Raw genomic sequence first — 15,760 nt, forward strand, 5'->3', positions numbered from 1 at the left:
TCAATCTGGACCCTATCGGGCGCGGAAACAAGAGGCGATGGCGCGAATCTGGCGATGCGTCTCGCTTTTGGGTCCGCCCGTGTCGATGACGAAATCAGCGCGCGCACGCTTGACGCGGTCGGGAACCTGCAGGCGGCGGATCGCCTTCAGCCGTGCATAGGTCATCCCCGGGCGGCGCATCACCCGCTTGGTCTGCATCCACGTTGGCGCCGACACGACCGCGATCGCGCCAACGCGGCGCCAGCCGCCCTTTTCGAACAAGAGCGGGATGTCGAGCACAACGACATCGCGGGCGCGGTGGCGGGCGAGGAATTTCTTCTGCGCCCGAAACACCTCCGGATGGACGATCGCTTCGAGCGCGGCGAGCTCGTGGCGGTTGCCAAGCACCAGCCCGCCAAGTTTCTGCCGGTCGACGCCGCCGGGACCGGTCGTGCCGGGAAAGCGCGCCTCGATCGCCGCGACGAGCGCGCCGCCCGGGCCTTGCAACCGGTGGACTTCGGCGTCGGCGTCGAACACCGGCACCCCTTCGCGCTCGAACATCGCCGCCGCGGTCGACTTGCCCATCCCGATCGAGCCGGTGAGGCCGAGGATGAACGGCCGCCGCAGCCGCGAACCGGGGCGCGGCCGATGTGTCATGCGGTCAGCAGCGCGCGCAATTCCTCGTCACGGCCCTCGGGCGGCGCGGCGCCGAAGAACAGCTCGAAGGCAAGCGCGGCCTGGCCGATCAGCATGTCGAGCCCGTCGACGGTGTCGAGCCCACGCGCCGCGGCGGCCTTGAGTAGCCCGGTCTGGAGCGGAGCATAGACTAAGTCGTAAACGATCGCATCGTCGGGCAGCGCAGACAGATCGAGGTCGAGCGGCGGCTGGCCGGTCATGCCGAGGCTGCTCGAATTAACGAGCAGCGCGGCCGGCGGCAGCTGGGCTTCGAGACCGAGTACTTCGCCTTTCAAGCCAAAGGTCGCGAGTAGCCCCATTGCCTTCAGCGGGCTGCGATTGAGAATCGTCACATGCCCCACCCCGGCGCGCGCGAGCGCGAACAGCACCGCGCGCGCCGCGCCGCCCGCGCCGACGACGATAACCGGGGCACCCGAAAGGTCGATCTCGGCAAGCGGCGCATAGAATCCCGCCGCATCGGTGTTGGTGCCAATCACCGACCCATCGCGCTGGCGCACGATCGTGTTCATCGCGCCAATCGTGCCGCGGATATTGCCGGGGTCATCGACCAGATCCATCACGGCGACCTTATGCGGGATGGTGACATTGCAACCGCGCCAATCGGGATCCGTACGCCGCTGGTCGATAAAGGCCGCAAGCGCGTCGGCTTTGATGTGCGCGCGGCGATAGTCGCCCGCAAGACCGAGTGCATCGAGCCAGAAATTATGGATCAGCGGCGATTTCGATTGTGCGATCGGGTCGCCGATCACCTCGGCATAAGGGGTGCTGCTCATGATGTAGCCAATCCGGTTGTCCGCAGCCACGCCAGCAGCGGGAGCATCGGCATGCCGATGATCGTCCAGGGATCGCCCTCAACCTTTTCGAACAATTGCACGCCCGCTCCCTCGATCTCATAACAGCCAACGGTCCAGCGGATGCTGTCCCAATGCTGCGCGACATAGGCGGCGATGAAGGCGTCGGACAAGGGGCGCATCCACAGCTTCGCCTCGCCGATCGCGCGCCAGACCGGGGCACCGTCGCGCGCGGCGACCGCGGCGCTGAACAGGCGGTGCCGCGTCCCCGCCATGCAGCGCAGATGATCGGCCGCCTCTTCGGGCGTCTCGGGTTTCGAAAGCATTGTGCCGTCGTCGAGCGCGAGCGTCGAATCGGCGCCGATGACGGTGACGCCGGGCAGCCGCGACGAGATTTTGACGGCTTTGGCCTCGGCGAGGGCATCGGCAATATTGCGCGGCGTCTGGCCCGCGGTGAGCAGCGCCGCGGTCAGCGCCTCCTCGTCGACATGCGCCGCAGTCGTCTCGAATTCGAGCCCGGCGGCGCGCAGCATGGCGGCGCGGCCGCTGCTTTGCGAGGCTAAGAGAAGGGTCATGCGGCGCCGCGGTCCTCGACCAGCTTGATCACCGCCGCCGCGGTTTCCTCGATCGAGCGGCGCGTGACATCGATCACCGGCCAACCATTGTCGGCAAACATGCGCCGGGCATAGGCCAGCTCGGCTTTCACGCGTTCATCATCGACATAGGCGGTTTCGGGGGCCTGGTTAAGCGACAGCAGCCGGTTGCGCCGCACCTGCACCAGCCGGTCGAGCCCAGTCGTCAACCCCACGATCATCGGGCGTTTCAGTCGATACAGCGCCTCGGGCGGCGGCGATTCAGGGACAATCGGGATATTCGCGGTCTTGAAGCCGCGATTGGCCAGATAAATGCTGGTCGGGGTCTTCGATGTCCGCGACACCCCGGCAAGAACGATGTCGGCCTGTTCCCAATTTTCCCAGCCGATGCCGTCATCGTGCGCGACGGTGAACTGGATCGCCTCGACCCGCGCGAAGTAAGCGGCGTCGAGCTGGTGCTGACGCCCCGGGCGCGCTTTCGCTTCCTGGCCCAGCATCCGCGACAGCGCATCGGTCACCGCGTCGAGCGCGGGGACGAGCGGCAGGTTGAGTGCCCCGGCGCGGCGCTCGAGGCTGACGCGCAGGTCGCCATTGACCAGTGTGAACAAGATCATCCCCGGACTCGCCTGCACTTCGGCCATGATCCGGTCGAGATGCGATTCCGATCGCACCATCGGCCAGAAATGGCGCACCACCTCGACATCGTCGAACTGCGCGATCGCCGCCTTGGCGATATTTTCGAGTGTCTCGCCCGTGGAGTCAGATATGAGATGAAGGTGAAGCCGGCCCATCGCGGCACCATGGCGGGAAGCTGCGGAAAAAGGCAATCCCGGATCCGGTTCGAGGTATCGAAAAGCGGCCTGTGGATAAGTTTTGGACAAGCGTGGGGAGCAAATGGGGACGGGGGATTCATCCCCGACGCTGCCGATTCCACTCGATCACTTGTCCACAAGGGATGGAATCTATCCACAGGCTGTGAATTAAGGGCACAGCGGGCCGCGACTCTGGAGCAAAGGGCGGCATGATGAGAGTCAAGCTGTTGGCAAAAACGACGCCTCCGCCTAAAGCCGCGCTGTTCGCCGACCAACAAACCACCACAATATTATCTAATATTCTATTGCAGAGAGAAAGAGGGGCCGTGTGAAGGCGTCACCGAAGAGTTTGCTGGCGGTGCTGCGCGGGGCGCGGCAGGAACGCCCGCCCTTGTGGCTGATGCGTCAGGCCGGGCGATATCTTCCCGAATATCGCGCGCTGCGGGAGACCAAGGGCGGTTTCCTCGAGCTTTGCTATGATCCTGAAGCGGCGGCGGAGGTCACCCTGCAGCCGATCCGGCGGTTCGGGTTCGACGGGTCGATCCTGTTTTCCGACATCCTGATCGTCCCCCACGCGCTGGGACAGAAATTATGGTTTGAGGCGGGCGAGGGGCCAAGGCTGGCCCCGCCGCTGGTCGATAGCGCCCTGGCGCAACTCGAAGCGGCGCCGGAACGGCTTGACCCCATTTATGCAACCGTGGCCCGCGTCGCCGCTTCACTCCCTGCTGAGACGACCTTTCTGGGCTTTGCCGGCAGTCCGTGGACGGTCGCGACCTATATGGTGGCGGGGCAGGGGTCGAAGGATCAGGCCGCAGCGCGGCGACTGGCATTTGGCGACCCCGCGGCGTTCCAGGCCATCATCGATGCAATCGTCGATGTTACCGTAATTTACCTGTCGGGGCAGATAGAACATGGCGTCGAGGCGGTGCAGTTGTTCGACAGCTGGGCCGGCAGCCTGAGCCCGGCGCAATTCGAACGCTGGGTAATCGCCCCGAACGCGGAAATTGTCCGCCGCCTGAAAGTGATGCATCCTGACACGCCAGTGATCGGTTTTCCCAAGGGGGCGGGCGGCAAGCTGCGCGCCTATGCCGATGAAACCGGGGTCGATGCGATCGGTCTCGACGAGACCGTCGATCCCGACTGGGCCGACCGCGTGCTGCCGCAACATCTGCCGGTGCAGGGCAATCTTGATCCGCTGGCGCTGGTGGCGGGCGGCGCGGCACTGGACGCCGCGATCGATCGTATCCTTGCGGCTTTCCCGGCGCGTCCCCATATCTTCAACCTCGGCCATGGCATCGTCCCCGACACGCCGATCGCCCATGTCGAGCATCTGATCAGACGGGTTCGCGGCGGATAAAATGGCAGACTGGGCAGGATTTCTGGGGGCGACGATGCTTTGGGTCAAAGCGGCGCATATCATTTTTGTCATCTTCCTGATGGCCGGGCTGTTCATGATGCCGCGCTTCTTTGTCTATCACCACCAATGTGCCGTCGGATCGGACGAGGATAAAAAGTGGATCGAGCGCGAAGACCGCTTGCGCCGCATCATCCTGAACCCGTCGCTGACGATCGTCTGGGTGCTCGGGTTGCTGCTCGCCTTCAATGGAAATTATTGGGGCGAGACCTGGTTCATTGCCAAATTCATTCTGGTGTTTGCGCTGTCGGGCTACCACGGCTGGATGATCGGCTATTTCAAGAAGCTGCAACAGGGACAGCGGCCGCTCACCGAAAAGCAGCTCCGGCTGCTCAACGAAGTTCCCGGCGTGGCGGCCGCGATCATCGTCATTCTGGCGGTCATTCGGCCCTGATATCCGCTGTTCCCGGCGCAGGTCTGATTGACTTGCTCCCGCGGCGGTTATAGGGGCCGTGTCAATCCCGCCAGTCGGGCGGCGCTTCCCAAGCGCCGAAGCTATCGCAAACGGTCGTCCCACGGCCGGATAGGCACCCCAGCGGTGCAATGAAAATCGACTGCCAATTGTCCTGAAATTCACCTGGAATCCATCCATGCATCTTAAAGAACTCAAAACGAAATCGCCCGCCCAGCTGGTCGAAATGGCCGAGGAACTGGGGGTCGAAGGCGCTTCGACGCTGCGCAAGCAGGATCTGATGTTCTCGATCCTCAAAGAGGTCGCCGAGGATGAGGAAATCATCGGCTCGGGTACGATCGAAGTGTTGCCGGACTCGTTCGGTTTTCTGCGTTCGTCCGAAGCCAATTATCTCGCCGGTCCCGACGACATCTATGTCTCACCGAACCAGGTCCGCAAACATGGCCTGCGCACCGGCGACACCGTCGAGGGCGAGATCCGCGCACCGCGCGACGGCGAACGCTATTTTGCGCTGACCAAGCTGATCAGCGTCAATTTCGACGATCCCGATGTCGTTCGTCACCGGGTTAATTTCGACAATTTGACCCCGCTCTATCCGAACCAGAAGCTCTCGCTCGACACCGTTGATCCGACCGTCAAGGATAAGTCGGCGCGGGTAATTGACCTCATCAGCCCGCAGGGCAAGGGCCAGCGCGCGCTGATCGTCGCGCCGCCGCGCACGGGTAAAACCGTACTGCTGCAGAATATTGCCAAAGCGATCACCGATAACCACCCCGAGGTGTATCTCATCGTCCTGCTGGTCGACGAACGACCCGAGGAAGTCACCGACATGCAGCGCAGCGTGAAGGGTGAAGTCGTCTCCTCGACCTTTGATGAACCTGCAACGCGTCACGTCCAGGTCGCCGAAATGGTGATCGAAAAGGCCAAGCGCCTCGTCGAGCACAAAAAGGATGTCGTCATCCTGCTTGATTCGATCACGCGTCTGGGCCGTGCCTACAACACCGTTGTGCCGTCGTCGGGTAAGGTGCTGACCGGCGGCGTTGACGCCAACGCGCTGCAGCGCCCGAAGCGCTTTTTCGGCGCCGCGCGTAATATCGAGGAAGGCGGGTCGCTATCGATCATCGCCACCGCGCTGATCGATACCGGCAGCCGCATGGACGAAGTGATCTTCGAAGAATTCAAGGGCACGGGTAACTCCGAAATCGTCCTCGACCGCAAGGTGGCCGACAAGCGCATCTTTCCGGCGCTCGACGTCGGCAAGTCGGGCACGCGCAAGGAAGAGCTGCTCATGGAGAAGGACAAGCTCAGCAAAATGTGGGTGCTGCGCCGCATCCTCATGCAGATGGGCACCATCGATGCGATGGAATTCCTGCTCGACAAGATCAAGGATTCGAAGACCAACGAGGATTTCTTCGATTCGATGAACCAATAGGCCGGATGCGCGCGGCATGATCGTCGAGCACGCGCTGTTGCAGGTTCGTGCCGGCGAAGGGGCCGCGTTTGAAAGCGCTTTGGCCAAAGCGCGCCCGCTAGTCGCCGCGTCGCCCGGATTTCTGGGTATGGAAGTGCGGCGCGGGTGCGAAGCGGTGGAAACCTACTTGCTGATCGTGCATTGGGACCGCATGGAAGACCATCGTGATGGTTTCCGCTGCTCGGATCGATATGACGCGTGGCGGACGCTGTTGCATCATTTTTATGACCCCATGCCTGTCGTGCAATATTTCGGAGAGCCTGTGTGATTGACCTTTTGTTGACCGCTGCCACCACGGCTGCGCAGGGACTGGGTGGCCCCAGCGAGATGTGGGGCCATATCGTCAATGATTTTTCGAACATTACCGAACCAGCGGCAATGGCAGCCTTTATGCAGGTTCTGCTGATCGATCTGGTGCTGGCGGGCGACAATGCGATCGTCGTTGGCGCGCTCGCCGCGGGCCTGCCTGCCGACCAGCGCCGCAAGGTGATCATCATCGGAGTTCTGGCCGCGCTGGTACTGCGGATCGCCTTTGCGCTGGTGGTTACCCAGTTGCTGCAGATCGTCGGACTGATCTTCGTAGGCGGCTTGCTGCTCGCCTGGGTGGCGTGGAAGATGTGGCGCGAACTGCGCGAGGGCTCACATTCGGCAGGATCGCCCGAAATCGCAGGGGATGAGCATTCGGGCCTGAGACCCGCCAAGAGTTTTGCCGCCGCCGCCTGGGCGGTCGCTATCGCCGACGTCAGCATGAGCCTCGATAACGTGCTTGCGGTCGCCGGTGCGGCGCGCGAACATCCGGGGATCATGATCGTCGGCCTGATCGTCGCGGTCATCCTGATGGGCGTCGCGGCGAACATTATCGCCAAGTACATCGAGCGGTATCGCTGGATCGCCTATTTCGGCCTTGCAGTTATCGTCTATGTCGCGGTCAAGATGATCTACGACGGCTGGGTCGATCCGTCGGTCGGGCTCGGAACCTTGCTGGGCTAGACAGCATAGATGTCCCGACGCCGACTGGTATCAGACCAGTCGGCGTCGGGACTATCGCGGCGTGTCGGCTTGGTTTTCGCCGTTCCCGCACCATTTAGGCTCAATGTCCCCACTCCATCTCACCAAGGTCGCGGTTGGTTGCGCGCATGTCGAGACGTTCGCGCGCCGGGTGGCGACGCGCGTGCGCGATGGTGAGTTGCGCGTGCCGACGCGGATGCGGCCCAAGCGGATGGACGAGCTTGTTGGCGGTTACCTGCACTGGATCATCAAGCACCGCATCGTCGCGCGGCAGCAGATTTTGCGCTTCGATGATCGCAAGGATGGCCGCGTCGACATCGTCTGTTCGGAAGATCTGGAGATTCTGCCGCCGCTGTCGAAGCGCGCGCATCAGGGTTGGCGCTATCTGGCCGATGACGACGCGCCCAAGGGCATGGCCGACCATGACGGCGTTGCCGACCTGCCGCCGCACCTTTACCGCGAACTAGCGGCGCTGATGCTGATCTAGCACGGCGCGAACGCTATCCCTGCGCGGCGAGCATTTCTCCCATCTTCTCCCAGACCTTGTTGATGGCCTTGAGCGGGCGCACCATCACCTTGAAATCGATGATCTTTCCGTCGTTGTTCCAGCGGATGATGTCGACACCGTTGATATGGATGCCGTCGAGCGTCGTCGCGAATTCGAGCATCGCCTGGTCGCCGTCAATGATCTCGCGCTCGTAGCGGAAATCGTCGCCGCCGAGCACATGGCTGGCGGCATGGAGATAGGCGAAGACCTTGTCGCGGCCAGCCTGCGGCGAATGGACGACGGGCGAGTGGAACACCGCATCTTCGGCAAGCATATCGCGGAGCGCCTGCGGGTCGCCGCCGCCTTCCATATAAGCGTGCCAAGCCGCAACGCCTGCTGCGGCCGTCATGCCAGATGCTCGGCTAAAAACGCTTTGGTGCGGCCGTCGGCGAGCTGCGCGCCCGCTTCATTGCGGCGATTGCCGCCGGTTGCGGCAAAGCCATGATCGAGGCCTTCATAATCGTGGAGGGTGACCTTGGGATGCGAATCGAGCCCTTCGTGCATCTTCGCCTGTGCTTCGGGGCCGACAAGATGATCGGCCGTCGGGATATGCAGCATCAGCGGATGCGCGATGGCGTGGCTTTCGTTGAGCATCTGGTCGATCATCACGCCATAATAGCCGACCGACGCGTTCACGTCGGTGCGTGCTGCCGCCATATAGGCCAGCCGACCGCCGAGGCAGAAGCCGACGCAGCCGACCTTGGTGGCGCCCTGCGCGTGGAGCCAGCGGATCGCCGCCTCAATATCCTTGACCCCGTCGTCGGCATCATATTGGCCGAAATAGCCAAAGGCTTCCTGCAACTCCGCCTCGACATCGGGATCAAGCTCGACTCCCGGCGCAAAGCGCCAGAACAGGTCTGGAGCGATTGCCAGATAACCCTGCGCCGCCCAATCGTCGCATTTTTCGCGAATCCCCGCGTTCACCCCAAAAATTTCGGGAATGACGATGATCGCGCGCGACGAATCGGCATCGGGGCGCGCGACATAGGCGGGGATCGTATTTGTCGCGTCGAGCGCGGGGATCGTGATGTTCGTCGCGGACATGAGGGGGGTTCCTGACTCTTGCTAAATGGCGTTGAAAGCGCGAAGCTAGCGGGGCTGCGGGCATGGCTCAAGCGGCTTACCGGTTTATCGGGGCGGAGACAGGCGATGAAGTTCAATATCGAGATCGATTGCACCCCGCAGGAAGCGCGGCAGCTGTTCGGCTTGCCCGATCTGGAGCCGCTGCACGATGTCTATCTTGACCGCGTCAAGGAACTGATGGCGAAGGGGATTACCCCCGACATGGTGCAGGCGATGGTCAAGACCTGGGTGCCGATGGGCGAGAGCGGGCTGGGGCTGGTCCAGTCGCTGCTCGGTCAGTTTGGCGGCGGGCTGATGGGCGGCGCGAGCAAATCGGCTGCCGCGGACGACGAAAAGCCGGCGCGAGGGCGCAAGAGCTGAATCAAGACAGCGTAAACGACACGATCTTTGCCCTGTCGAGCGGGATGCCGCCGGCAGCGATTGCCGTCGTGCGCGTCAGCGGGCCGCAGGCGGGTGCCGCGTTGCAGATGCTGGCGGGGCGTTTGCCCGCGGCGCGGCGGGCGACGCTCGCCGAGATCAAGTCCATGGACGGGGAGCCCCTCGATCGCGCGCTGATCCTGTGGTTTCCCGGTCCGGCAACAGCGACGGGCGAGGATTTGGCCGAGCTGCACCTGCATGGTGGACGCGCGGTTGTCGCCGCGGTCGAGGCAGCGCTGGCGGCGCTGCCGGGGTTTCGGCGCGCCGAAGCCGGCGAATTTACCCGGCGGGCGTTCCTCAGCGGGCGTATCGATCTGGCCGAGGCCGAAGGGTTGGCCGACTTGCTGGCCGCCGAGACCGAAAGTCAGCGGGTGCAGGCTTTGGGCATGGCGAGCGGACATGTGTCGCGGGCGGTCGCGGGGTGGCAGGAACGGTTGCTGACGCTGATGGCGGGAGCCGAAGCGGAGCTGAATTTTGCCGATGAGGATGATGTCCAAGCTGGCGAAATTGTCACTCTAAAGTTGGTCGCTGGAATGACGGATTTGGGTCAAGAACTCGCCGGGTGGCTGGCGCGGCCGGCGGCGGAGGTGATCTCCGAGGGGTTGTCGGTGGTGATCGCCGGGCCGCCGAATGCAGGAAAATCCACACTTATCAATGCGTTAGTTAGGCGTGAGCTAGCGATCGTATCGCCGGTGGCGGGGACGACGCGCGATGTGATCGAGACGCCATTGGCGCTCGACGGGATTGCGATGCGTTTTTCGGATACGGCGGGGCTGCGTTCCGAAAGTGCCGACAACATCGAGATGATCGGGATCGATCGCGCGAAGGCGGCTGTCGAGGGAGCGGATATTCTGCTCTGGCTGGGGGCGCCGAACGATGTCCCGAACCACCCGCGCACGATCCTGATCGCGGCGCAGGCGGATCGGTGGCGCGGCGATGCGGCGGCGGAGGCCGAGGCGGCGCGGTACGACTTGATCCTGTCGGCGGCGACGGGGGAGGGGATGGAGGCGCTGCATCGCATGATCGTCGAGATGGCACGAACGCTGTTGCCGCGCGAGGGCGAGGCGGCGCTGCGGCAGCGGCAGCGCGCCGCGCTAGGCAAGGCACGCGACTGGCTGCGGATTGCCGCGGGGTCGCGCGAAGCGTCCGACCTGATCCTGCTCGCCGAGCGGCTGCGGCTTGCCAGCGGTGCGCTTGATCGAATCACGGGGCGCGCAGGGGTGGAAGTCATGCTCGACACGCTGTTTGGACGTTTCTGCATCGGAAAATGATGTTCCACGTGGAACTGCGCTCTTGAGAAAATCTTGTGTGCGCCCTTTTTCTGTGTGAGATTATGAGAGCCTTCGCGCGGTGGATTTCACATGGGCTTTCGGCTATGCGCCGACCCAATCATGCATAGCAGCACAATATATGATGTCATCGTCGTCGGCGGGGGGCACGCCGGCACGGAGGCGGCGGCCGCGGCGGCGCGGCTTGGCGCGCGGGTGGCGCTCGTCAGTTTTGATCCGGCGTTGATCGGGACGATGTCGTGCAACCCGGCGATCGGGGGCCTCGGCAAAGGGCATCTGATGCGTGAGGTCGATGCGCTTGATGGCTGGATGGCGCGCGCGGCCGACAGCGCCGGGATCCATTATCGGATGCTCAACGCGTCGAAGGGCGCGGCGGTGCAGGGGCCGCGGATCCAGGCCGACCGGACGCGCTATCGCGATGCGATCCAGCACCTGCTCGCGGCCGAGGTTGGCATCACGGTGATTGCGGGCGAAGCGGCGGCGCTGCGACTGTCGGATGATGAAGCGGTTGTCGAAGGGCTTGAACTCGGCGACGGAACGTCGCTGAGTGCGTCCGCCGTCGTGCTCGCCACCGGCACCTTCCTGGGCGGGCGGATGTTTCGCGGCGAGGAGCGGATGATTGGCGGCCGTATTGGTGAGGATGGCGCGCATCGGCTCGCCGAGCAGTTGCGCGCTGCCGATCTGCCGATGGCGCGGCTCAAGACCGGGACGCCGCCGCGGCTCGACGGGCGAACGATCGACTGGGCGCGGCTGGAAGAACAGCCGTCGGACGGCGGAACATGGACCTGTTCCACGTGGAACAACGCGCGTTCAGTGCCGCAAATTTTTTGCGCGATCACGCGCACCAACGCCGAATCGCACCGGATCATTGCCGACAATCTGCATCGTTCGCCGCTGTTCACCGGCGCGATCGGGGCTGCGGGGCCGCGCTATTGCCCGTCAATCGAGGACAAGATCCACCGCTTTTCCGATCGCGACGGGCATCAGGTGTTTCTGGAGCCCGAAGGGCTGGACACCTATCTCGTCTATCCGAACGGCATTTCGACGTCGCTGCCTGCTGATGTCCAATTGACCATGTTGCGGACGATGGAGGGGCTGGAAGCGGTCGAGATGGTCGTGCCGGGTTATGCGGTCGAATATGACCATATCGACCCGCGGGCGCTCGACCGGACATTGCAGGTGCGCGCGATGCCTGGTCTCTATTGCGCGGGACAGATCAACGGCACGACGGGTTATGAAGAGGCGGCGGCGCAGGGGCTGGTCGCGGGCGCCAATGCGGCGCTGGCGGTGCAGGAGCAGGCCCCGCTGATCCTCGACCGCTCCGAATCCTACATAGGGGTGATGGTCGACGACCTGGTGTTGCAGGGGGTGACCGAACCCTATCGCATGCTCACCGCGCGCGCCGAATATCGGCTGCGGCTTCGCGCCGACAATGCGGCGACGCGGTTAACGCCAAAGGGGATCGATCTCGGTTTGGTGCGACCAGCAACAGCGACGCTGTTCGCGGCGCGGCAGGCAGCGCGCGCCAAAGCCGAAGCCTTGCTTGCGGTGGCGGTGACAAGCAACGACTATGGTGCGATTGGCATGGGAATCCCGGGCGATGGCATCGCGCGGACGCGGATCGAGCTGCTCCGGTTTCCGGATGTGTCGATTGCGACCTTGGCGCGGCTCGCACCCGAACTCGATGCGATCGATCCGACGATCCTCGCCGAGCTGTTCGAGGATGCGCATTATGCGCCCTATATCGCGCGGCAGGATGCTGAACTACGGTCGCTGGCGGCCAACGAGGCGATCAGCCTTGATCCGGCGCTCGACTATGCGGCGATAGGCGGGCTGTCGCGCGAGATGGTCGAGCGGCTGGGCAAGGCACGGCCTGAGACTCTGGGTCAGGCAGCGCGGATCGACGGGGTGACTCCGGCGGCGTTGACCGCGATCATGGTGCATAGTCGGCGCCGGGCGGCATGAGACCATAGCGGCAGGTTATTGGAATCTAACACAAAAATACAAATATGGCGGCTTCGTCTGCGGCGGACGATTTCGGCTACGGCGCGAAGCTTAATGCCGATGGGGGTTGTCGCCGTTCGTCCCTGGCGCGCCTTACGGCTCATCTGATCGAACGGAAAACATAGGTGACGCTGAATCAATGTGCACGAGGATCACGATGAATGTCAGGCGCATCTTGGAGCGCGTCGACATAAACGGGAATCGTCATTGCGAAGTGCGAAGCGACGCGGCAATCCTGAGACTAGGTAAGCCGCTCTGGATTGCTTCGCTTCGCTCGCAATGACGAAGAGGGACCGATGTAATTTCATCAGGCTCCAGTATTTTTGTGTCTTGGTGTGGGAAATTCATGTTGGCCCGATGTCGGGCTACTTGTTGGCGCCTTTGCGCCTTTGCGTGAATTTTATGGGATCACGCGAAGGCGCCAAAAAGTGGGAACGGGGATTCGTGCTTGCGAGGGAATGACGGATTGGAACGTGGATGATGGACAACGGTGACGCGATACTGGGCAGTGAAGCGGCGGCGCGTGACTGGATCGAGGCAACCTTTGCTCCGTCAGCCGAGAATTGGGGGCGGCTGGAGCGGTTTGCGGCGATGCTGGTGGCCGAGAGTGGGCAGCAAAATCTGATCGCTGCGTCGACGATTCCGATCTTGTGGGTGCGGCATATCGCCGACAGCGCGCAACTTCTGGCGCTCGATCGCGATCGCGACGGGCTGTGGCTCGACCTGGGGAGCGGGCCGGGTTTGCCGGGACTCGTCGTCGCGCTGCTGAGCGAGCGGCCGATGATGCTGGTTGAATCGCGCAAGCGGCGGTGCGATTTCCTGCGCGCGGTGGTCAGCGAACTGGCGCTGCCGCATGTCGAGATCATCGAGGCGCCACTCGAACGCATCGAAACGCGCGCTGCAGCGACGATCAGCGCGCGCGCTTTTGCGCCGCTCGATAAACTGATCGACTTGTCCGCCCGTTTTTCCACCGAATCGACGCGCTGGCTGCTACCAAAGGGGCGAAATGCGGTTAAGGAACTGGCGTTGTTGCCGCAGGCATGGCAGAATCTGTTTCACGTGGAACAAAGCCTTACCGACGCCGACAGCCAGATTCTGGTCGGAACCGGGCAAATCACGGATAAGAAGCGAGGAAAAGCATGATCCGCATTTGCGTGGCGAACCAGAAGGGCGGGGTTGGCAAGACAACGACCGCGATCAACCTGGCGACCGCACTCGCGGCGACCGGCTGGCGGACGCTGATCATCGACCTCGATCCGCAGGGCAATGCCTCGACCGGGCTGGGGATCAAGCAGGCGCAGCGCGAATATTCGAGTTACGAGTTGCTGCGCGGCGACGCGACCTTGCGCGAATGCGCGATCCCGACCGCGGTGCCGCGGCTCGACATCGTGCCCGCGACGGTTAACCTGTCGGGGGCCGAGATCGAGCTGATCGAATTTCAGGACCGGTTGCACCGGATGCAGCAGGCGCTGTCGGGACCGGACGCGGCGCATTGGGATATCTGCCTGATCGATTGTCCGCCGTCGCTGGGGATGCTGACGCTCAACGCGCTGATCGCCGCCGAATCGCTGATCGTGCCGCTGCAATGCGAATTTTTTGCGCTCGAAGGATTGAGCCAGCTGCTCACGACAGTCGAGCGGGTGCGCGAGCGTTTCAACCAGAAATTGTCGATCCTGGGCGTAGCGCTGACGATGTTCGATCGCCGCAACCGCTTGACCGACCAAGTGTCAGACGATGTGCGCGAGGTGCTCGGCCCGGTGGTTTTCGACACCGTCATCCCGCGCAACGTCCGCCTGTCCGAAGCGCCGAGCCACGGCCTGCCGGCGCTGATATATGATCATCGTTGCGCCGGGTCGGCGGCTTATATCGCATTGGCGCGCGAGCTGATCGATCGCCTTCCCAACGTCCGCAAGGCTGCATAAATGGTTGATAAACAAGACGAAACTGGACCTTCACCAGCGCGCAAGCGGCCGTCGGGGCTGGGGCGAGGGCTGAACGCGCTATTCGGCGATGTGGCGGCTGAAGCGCCGGTGCTGGCGACGGCTGGAAGTGCCGCAAAGGCGGTGCCGACGGTGTCGGGCGACGCGGTGCAGCATGTGCCGCTGGGGTCGATCCGCCCGTTGCCCGGCCAGCCGCGGCGTCATTTCGACGACAACGCCATTACGGAGCTTGCCGATTCGATCGGGCTGCGCGGACTGTTGCAGCCGATCATCGTGCGCCGCGATCCCGACGGTGACGGCTACCAGCTGGTGGCGGGCGAGCGGCGCTGGCGCGCGGCGCAGCGCGCCGGCCTTCACCAGATTCCGGCGCTGGTGCGCGAACTCGACGATGCCGCGACCTATGAAATCGCACTGGTCGAAAATATCCAGCGCCAGGACCTCAACGCTATCGAAGAAGCGGGCGCCTATCGCCGCCTGATCGACGATTTCGGGCATAACCAGGAAGCGCTGGCCAAGCTGGTCGGCAAATCGCGCAGTCATGTAGCGAATCTGATGCGGCTGCTCGACCTGCCCGACACGGTGCAGGCGCTGGTCGGCGACGGATCGCTGGCGATGGGGCATGCACGCGCGCTGATTGGCGCCGAAGATGCCGAGGCGATTGCGCGGCGCGTGGTCAAGGAAGGCCTGTCGGTGCGCGCGGTCGAAGCGCTGGTGCGCGAGGGCAAGGGCGGCGGCCGCAAGGCGCCGCTGGAATATAAGAGCATGGATGGCGTCGGGCGCGACCCCGACATCGTTGCGGTCGAGCGCCACTTGTCCGAGCTGCTCGGGATTGGCGTGGCGATTCAATATGCGGGGGGCGGCAAGGGCAATCTGACGTTGAAGTTCGCGTCGCTCGATCAGCTTGATATGATTTGTCAGCGGCTGAGCGGCGAAGCGATCTGATCCGCTTCAGTTTGCTATTTGATTCGCGCAGAGGTCGAAGAGAGACGATTTCAAAATCTCTGCGACCTCGGCGCGAAATCCTCCTTTCACCGATTCGAGCTGGCGCCGCGCGCTTAATTTGTGCCAGTCCGGGCCGTTAAAGAAAGACAAGCGGTCCCCACGACCCCTCAACATCAGGCTAAGACCCTGATTTAACTCGCTTACCATGGGTAAGGCGGGCCGATTCCTACTGCGCTGTTAACCAAGCTTGCTGGCAAAAGCTGAACTTGTCGCCCGCTAAACAAGTCGGCGAATGGGGTGGGATATCCATTCGCGTTTCGACAATCAGTTTTCGAATTAAGGGACCAAACATATGCGCAAAT

Annotated in this window: 18 protein-coding genes; 12 read left to right on the top strand and 6 right to left on the bottom strand. The window is 63.2% G+C overall.

The genetic code is table 11. The features are described 5' to 3' along the window. Window positions 1-12: 12 nt before the first annotated feature. From coaE to CDQ92_RS02860, 4 genes are read right to left on the bottom strand one after another with little or no spacing between them, the layout of a single operon-like run. Window positions 13-636: a dephospho-CoA kinase gene (gene coaE, locus CDQ92_RS02845; RefSeq protein WP_088439862.1), complete on the bottom strand. Its 624-nt coding sequence runs from the start codon at window positions 634-636 to the stop codon at window positions 13-15. Continuing rightward, on the bottom strand, window positions 633-1,448 hold the full coding sequence (gene aroE, locus CDQ92_RS02850; RefSeq protein ID WP_088439863.1) for a shikimate dehydrogenase: 816 nt from the start codon (window positions 1,446-1,448) through the stop codon (window positions 633-635). The genes coaE and aroE overlap by 4 nt, the downstream gene beginning before the upstream one ends. After that, window positions 1,445-2,041: a Maf family protein gene (locus CDQ92_RS02855; protein WP_088439864.1), complete on the bottom strand. Its 597-nt coding sequence runs from the start codon at window positions 2,039-2,041 to the stop codon at window positions 1,445-1,447. Before CDQ92_RS02855 ends, aroE begins: the two co-directional genes overlap by 4 nt. Continuing rightward, window positions 2,038-2,850, bottom strand: a complete 813-nt coding sequence (locus tag CDQ92_RS02860; RefSeq protein ID WP_088439865.1) for a pyruvate, water dikinase regulatory protein — start codon at window positions 2,848-2,850, stop codon at window positions 2,038-2,040. Before CDQ92_RS02860 ends, CDQ92_RS02855 begins: the two co-directional genes overlap by 4 nt. A 349-nt stretch (window positions 2,851-3,199) precedes the next feature. Between CDQ92_RS02860 and hemE the strand changes: the two genes are divergently transcribed. From hemE to CDQ92_RS02890, 6 genes are all read left to right on the top strand, one after another. Next, entirely contained in the window at window positions 3,200-4,228 is a 1,029-nt protein-coding gene (hemE, locus tag CDQ92_RS02865; RefSeq protein WP_088439866.1) for a uroporphyrinogen decarboxylase, read from the top strand. Between the two features lies 1 nt (window position 4,229). Then, window positions 4,230-4,679 carry a CopD family protein gene (locus tag CDQ92_RS02870; RefSeq protein WP_088439867.1) on the top strand — a complete coding sequence of 150 codons (450 nt, stop codon included), beginning with the start codon at window positions 4,230-4,232 and terminating at the stop codon, window positions 4,677-4,679. Window positions 4,680-4,875: 196 nt separating this feature from the next. Beyond that, window positions 4,876-6,129 carry a transcription termination factor Rho gene (gene rho / locus CDQ92_RS02875; RefSeq protein WP_088439868.1) on the top strand — a complete coding sequence of 418 codons (1,254 nt, stop codon included), beginning with the start codon at window positions 4,876-4,878 and terminating at the stop codon, window positions 6,127-6,129. A gap of 16 nt (window positions 6,130-6,145) precedes the next feature. Continuing rightward, complete coding sequence (locus tag CDQ92_RS02880; RefSeq protein WP_088439869.1) at window positions 6,146-6,436, top strand: antibiotic biosynthesis monooxygenase family protein; 291 nt, start codon at window positions 6,146-6,148, stop codon at window positions 6,434-6,436. After that, window positions 6,433-7,158 (top strand): TerC family protein, encoded by a 726-nt coding sequence (locus CDQ92_RS02885; protein WP_088439870.1) that lies wholly within the window; start codon window positions 6,433-6,435, stop codon window positions 7,156-7,158. The genes CDQ92_RS02880 and CDQ92_RS02885 overlap by 4 nt, the downstream gene beginning before the upstream one ends. 103 nt (window positions 7,159-7,261) lie before the next feature. Beyond that, window positions 7,262-7,663 carry a DUF1489 family protein gene (locus tag CDQ92_RS02890; protein WP_088439871.1) on the top strand — a complete coding sequence of 134 codons (402 nt, stop codon included), beginning with the start codon at window positions 7,262-7,264 and terminating at the stop codon, window positions 7,661-7,663. Window positions 7,664-7,676: 13 nt separating this feature from the next. Here the strand turns inward: CDQ92_RS02890 and CDQ92_RS02895 are convergent, their stop codons facing one another. Beyond that, window positions 7,677-8,072, bottom strand: a complete 396-nt coding sequence (locus CDQ92_RS02895) for a nuclear transport factor 2 family protein (protein ID WP_088439872.1) — start codon at window positions 8,070-8,072, stop codon at window positions 7,677-7,679. Further along, the gene (locus tag CDQ92_RS02900) at window positions 8,069-8,767 is read right to left on the bottom strand and encodes a dienelactone hydrolase family protein (protein ID WP_088439873.1); all 699 of its coding nucleotides are present in this window, start codon (window positions 8,765-8,767) and stop codon (window positions 8,069-8,071) included. Before CDQ92_RS02900 ends, CDQ92_RS02895 begins: the two co-directional genes overlap by 4 nt. Before the next feature lie 105 nt (window positions 8,768-8,872). On the opposite strand from CDQ92_RS02900, the gene CDQ92_RS02905 reads away from it, so the two are divergent. From CDQ92_RS02905 to CDQ92_RS02930, 6 genes are all read left to right on the top strand, one after another. Continuing rightward, entirely contained in the window at window positions 8,873-9,166 is a 294-nt protein-coding gene (locus tag CDQ92_RS02905) for a DUF6489 family protein (RefSeq protein ID WP_088439874.1), read from the top strand. A gap of 23 nt (window positions 9,167-9,189) precedes the next feature. After that, window positions 9,190-10,494 carry a tRNA uridine-5-carboxymethylaminomethyl(34) synthesis GTPase MnmE gene (gene mnmE / locus CDQ92_RS02910; RefSeq protein ID WP_268239144.1) on the top strand — a complete coding sequence of 435 codons (1,305 nt, stop codon included), beginning with the start codon at window positions 9,190-9,192 and terminating at the stop codon, window positions 10,492-10,494. A gap of 120 nt (window positions 10,495-10,614) precedes the next feature. Continuing rightward, window positions 10,615-12,477 carry a tRNA uridine-5-carboxymethylaminomethyl(34) synthesis enzyme MnmG gene (gene mnmG, locus CDQ92_RS02915; RefSeq protein WP_088440539.1) on the top strand — a complete coding sequence of 621 codons (1,863 nt, stop codon included), beginning with the start codon at window positions 10,615-10,617 and terminating at the stop codon, window positions 12,475-12,477. A gap of 516 nt (window positions 12,478-12,993) precedes the next feature. Then, window positions 12,994-13,659 carry a 16S rRNA (guanine(527)-N(7))-methyltransferase RsmG gene (gene rsmG / locus CDQ92_RS02920; protein ID WP_229667202.1) on the top strand — a complete coding sequence of 222 codons (666 nt, stop codon included), beginning with the start codon at window positions 12,994-12,996 and terminating at the stop codon, window positions 13,657-13,659. Next, window positions 13,656-14,438 (top strand): ParA family protein, encoded by a 783-nt coding sequence (locus tag CDQ92_RS02925; RefSeq protein WP_088439877.1) that lies wholly within the window; start codon window positions 13,656-13,658, stop codon window positions 14,436-14,438. The genes rsmG and CDQ92_RS02925 overlap by 4 nt, the downstream gene beginning before the upstream one ends. After that, a complete protein-coding gene (locus CDQ92_RS02930; RefSeq protein ID WP_088439878.1) occupies window positions 14,439-15,398 on the top strand; it encodes a ParB/RepB/Spo0J family partition protein in 960 nt (319 codons plus the stop codon). It abuts the gene before it with no gap. The last annotated feature ends 362 nt before the right edge of the window (window positions 15,399-15,760 follow it).

The sequence above is a fragment of the Sphingopyxis bauzanensis genome, assembly GCF_002205675.1.
In the GTDB taxonomy this organism is placed as follows: domain Bacteria; phylum Pseudomonadota; class Alphaproteobacteria; order Sphingomonadales; family Sphingomonadaceae; genus Sphingopyxis; species Sphingopyxis bauzanensis.

Excerpts from the sequence above, each read along its gene's own strand:
- coaE (WP_088439862.1), bottom strand. The coding sequence starts at position 636 with ATGACACATCGGCCGCGCCCCGGTTCGCGGCTGCGGCGGCCGTTCATC.
- aroE (WP_088439863.1), bottom strand. The coding sequence starts at position 1,448 with ATGAGCAGCACCCCTTATGCCGAGGTGATCGGCGACCCGATCGCACAA.
- CDQ92_RS02855 (WP_088439864.1), bottom strand. The coding sequence starts at position 2,041 with ATGACCCTTCTCTTAGCCTCGCAAAGCAGCGGCCGCGCCGCCATGCTG.
- CDQ92_RS02860 (WP_088439865.1), bottom strand. The coding sequence starts at position 2,850 with ATGGGCCGGCTTCACCTTCATCTCATATCTGACTCCACGGGCGAGACA.
- CDQ92_RS02870 (WP_088439867.1), top strand. The coding sequence starts at position 4,230 with ATGGCAGACTGGGCAGGATTTCTGGGGGCGACGATGCTTTGGGTCAAA.
- rho (WP_088439868.1), top strand. The coding sequence starts at position 4,876 with ATGCATCTTAAAGAACTCAAAACGAAATCGCCCGCCCAGCTGGTCGAA.
- CDQ92_RS02880 (WP_088439869.1), top strand. The coding sequence starts at position 6,146 with ATGATCGTCGAGCACGCGCTGTTGCAGGTTCGTGCCGGCGAAGGGGCC.
- CDQ92_RS02890 (WP_088439871.1), top strand. The coding sequence starts at position 7,262 with ATGTCCCCACTCCATCTCACCAAGGTCGCGGTTGGTTGCGCGCATGTC.
- CDQ92_RS02895 (WP_088439872.1), bottom strand. The coding sequence starts at position 8,072 with ATGACGGCCGCAGCAGGCGTTGCGGCTTGGCACGCTTATATGGAAGGC.
- CDQ92_RS02900 (WP_088439873.1), bottom strand. The coding sequence starts at position 8,767 with ATGTCCGCGACGAACATCACGATCCCCGCGCTCGACGCGACAAATACG.
- CDQ92_RS02905 (WP_088439874.1), top strand. The coding sequence starts at position 8,873 with ATGAAGTTCAATATCGAGATCGATTGCACCCCGCAGGAAGCGCGGCAG.
- mnmG (WP_088440539.1), top strand. The coding sequence starts at position 10,615 with ATGCATAGCAGCACAATATATGATGTCATCGTCGTCGGCGGGGGGCAC.
- rsmG (WP_229667202.1), top strand. The coding sequence starts at position 12,994 with ATGATGGACAACGGTGACGCGATACTGGGCAGTGAAGCGGCGGCGCGT.
- CDQ92_RS02925 (WP_088439877.1), top strand. The coding sequence starts at position 13,656 with ATGATCCGCATTTGCGTGGCGAACCAGAAGGGCGGGGTTGGCAAGACA.
- CDQ92_RS02930 (WP_088439878.1), top strand. The coding sequence starts at position 14,439 with ATGGTTGATAAACAAGACGAAACTGGACCTTCACCAGCGCGCAAGCGG.